This is a genomic window from Burkholderia sp. E168m23 (assembly GCF_016586125.1).
Taxonomy (GTDB): Bacteria; Pseudomonadota; Gammaproteobacteria; order Burkholderiales; family Burkholderiaceae; genus Burkholderia; species Burkholderia orbicola.
The window spans coordinates 1-2,905 of record NZ_BCPP01000903.1 but is presented as its reverse complement, the minus strand read 5'-3'; the positions used below and the strand labels follow the sequence as shown (position 1 = coordinate 2,905).

Annotated in this window: 2 protein-coding genes; one reads left to right on the top strand and one right to left on the bottom strand. The window is 68.8% G+C overall.

The annotated features are described in order from the left end of the window. Positions 1–1,366 (top strand): nicotinate phosphoribosyltransferase (locus tag JMF90_RS31660; RefSeq protein WP_201325908.1); only part of this gene is annotated, 1,366 nt, incomplete at its 5' end. A 42-nt stretch (positions 1,367–1,408) separates the two neighbouring features. Here JMF90_RS31660 and JMF90_RS31655 read toward each other — a convergent pair. Continuing rightward, a complete protein-coding gene (locus JMF90_RS31655; RefSeq protein WP_041492174.1) occupies positions 1,409–2,884 on the bottom strand; it encodes a PLP-dependent aminotransferase family protein in 1,476 nt (491 codons plus the stop codon). Between the last annotated feature and the right edge of the window lie 21 nt (positions 2,885–2,905).

The window sequence follows — 2,905 nt, the reverse complement described above, 5'->3', positions numbered from 1 at the left end:
GGCTTCCCACTTCCTGCAGTATCCGCCGGACGCATCGGCGATGTTCTCGTACGTCGAATCGCGCGGCGGCCGCTACGACCGCACGCTGTTCTTCGGCCTGCAGATGCTGCTGAAGGAGTATCTGTGCAAGCCCGTGACGCACGCGATGATCGACGACGCGCGCGATTTCTTCACCGTGCACGGCGAGCCGTTCAACGAAGCAGGATGGCGTCATATCGTCGAGCACTACGATGGCTACCTGCCGGTGAAGATCCGAGCGGTGCCGGAAGGCTCGATCGTGCCAGTGCACAACGTACTGGTGACGGTCGAATGCGACGATCCGCAGGTGTTCTGGCTCGCGTCGTATCTCGAGACGATGCTGTTGCGCATTTGGTATCCGGTGACGGTAGCGACCCGGAGCTGGCATCTTCGTCAAACGATTCGCCGTTTCCTCGAACGGACCGACGACGATCTCGCGCAATTGCCGTTCAAGCTGCACGACTTCGGCGCACGCGGCGTGTCGAGCGCGGAATCGGCCGCGATCGGCGGCGCCGCGCACCTCGTGAGCTTCATGGGCTCGGACACGGTGCTCGGCGTGCTGGCCGCGAACCGCTTCTATCGCGAGCCGATGGCCGCGTACTCGGTGCCGGCGGCCGAGCACAGCACGATCACGTCGTGGGGGCGCGAAGGCGAGGCCGATGCATACCGCAACATGATCAAACGCTTCGGGTTGCCGGGCGCGATCGTATCGGTCGTGTCGGACTCCTACGATCTGTTCGCCGCGCTCGATCTGTGGGGCGGCGAACTCCGGCAGGCGGTGATCGATTCGGGCGCGACGCTCGTCGTGCGCCCCGATTCCGGCGACCCGGTGACGATCGTGCTGCAGACCGTGCGGGCGCTCGATGCGTCGTTCGGTTCGACGGTGAACGGCAAGGGGCGGCGCGTATTGAATCGTGTGCGCGTGATCCAGGGGGACGGGGTCGACGAGCAGTCGATCGAAGCGATCCTCGTCGCGCTCGACGAGGCGGGCTATGCGGCCGGCAACGTGGTGTTCGGCATGGGTGGTGCGTTGTTGCAGCGGGTGAACCGCGATACGCAGCGCTTCGCGATGAAGTGTTCGGCGATCCGGCGCGGCGACTTGTGGCACGACGTCCGCAAGAATCCGGTCACCGATCAGGGCAAGCGTTCGAAGCAGGGGCGGTTGACGCTGCTGCGCAATTGGCGCACCGGCGAGTATCGGACGGTGACGCTGCCGGTTGCGTGGGACGATCGTGCGCTGGAAGGCGAATGGGGCGAGGCGCTCGAGACGGTGTTCGACACGGGGCGCCTGCTCGTCGATACGTCGTTCGCCGAGGTCAGGGCGAGGGCGCATGCGGGGGAGGTGTGACGCAGGCGGCGGGGCATCCCGCCGCTGTGCAGCCGGCTCGCTTCACTTGCCGGTCAGCAGCGGGCTGCCGGCATCTGCCGGCGCACCGCCGCGCTCCCCCACCCGCGTCGCCTCCATCGCCCGCGCCAGCGCATCGAACACCGCCGGCCCCTTGCAGCGCGACACGTTGAAGCGCAGGTACGACGTCGCGCTGCGCGACGCGCTGAACACATTGCCGGGGGCGAGCACGACGTCGTGGTCCAGCGCATGGCGTGCGACGCGTGCGGCGTCGAGCCCGTTCGGCAACTCCGCCCACACGAACAACCCGCCGCGCGGCTCCGTCCAGATCGCGAGCCCCGCCCGCGCGAGACGCCGGATCGTTTCGCCCATCGCATCGGCGAGACGCGCGCGCAGGCTGTCGAGATGGCGCCGGTACGTGCCGTCGATCAGCAGCCGATGCACGACGTTCGCGCCGATCTGCGCATTGCCGAACGACGTCGCGAGCTTCAGGTCGACGAGCGCGTCGATCCATTCCGGGCGCGCGGCGATATAGCCGCAGCGGATCGCGGCCGACAGCGTCTTCGAGAAGCTGCCGATCGACACGACGCGCGACAGCCCGTCGAACGCCGCGAGGCGCGGCGCAGGCGTGCTCTCGAAATCCGCGAAGATGTCGTCCTCGACGATCAGCAGCCCATGCTCGGCCGCGAGCGTCAGCAGCCGGTGCGCGACGGGCGGCGCGAGCGTCGCGCCGGTCGGGTTGTGCAGCGCGGCGTTGGTGATGTACAGGCGCGGCCGGTGCTCGGCGAGTACTTGCTCGAAGCGCACGAGATCGGGACCGTTCGGCGTGAACGGTACGCTGACGATCCGTGCACGGTGCGCGCGCAGCAGCGCCTGGAAGTTGAAGTAGCAAGGGTCGTCGAGCACGACGGTATCGCCGGGCTCCAGCAGCAGGCGGCACACGAGGTCGAGCGCGTGCGTGCCGCCGTCGGTCAGCATGATCTGTGCGGGTTCCGCGTGGACACCGTGCTGCGCGAGTCGCCACGCGAGCTGCTGGCGCAGCGCGGGCAGGCCGAGCGGCGTCGCGTAATCGGTCAGCGCATCGGCTTCGTCGCGCGACACGGCGCGCAGCGCGCGACGCAGGCTTTCGTCGGGCAGCCACGACGACGGCAACCATCCGCAGCCGGGCTTCACCGACGTCGGCGCCGCTTCGAGCGACTGGCGCGACAGCCACAGCGGATCGAGCTCGCGATCGAGGCGCGGGCCCAATTCGGCGAGCGCGAGCGGCGGTGCGTGGCCCGACACGTAGAAGCCCGAACCGCGCCGGGCGACGAGCACGCCTTCGCTCGCGAGCCGCTCGTACGCGTCGACGACCGTCGATTTCGACACGCCGAGCGCGTCGGCCATCATCCGGATCGACGGCACGCGCGCGCCGGGCATCAGCGCGCGGCTCGCGATCCGCGCGCGCAACGTATCCATGACGGTTTCCACGCGCGTGCGCGACGGCGCGGGTGGGGCGGGAATCGGGGCGGAATGGCGCATGGCGAACGATGAACTGTACGG

Bases quoted from the DNA above. Each gene is read 5' to 3' on its own strand.
- JMF90_RS31655 (WP_041492174.1), bottom strand. From the start codon at position 2,884: ATGCGCCATTCCGCCCCGATTCCCGCCCCACCCGCGCCGTCGCGCACG.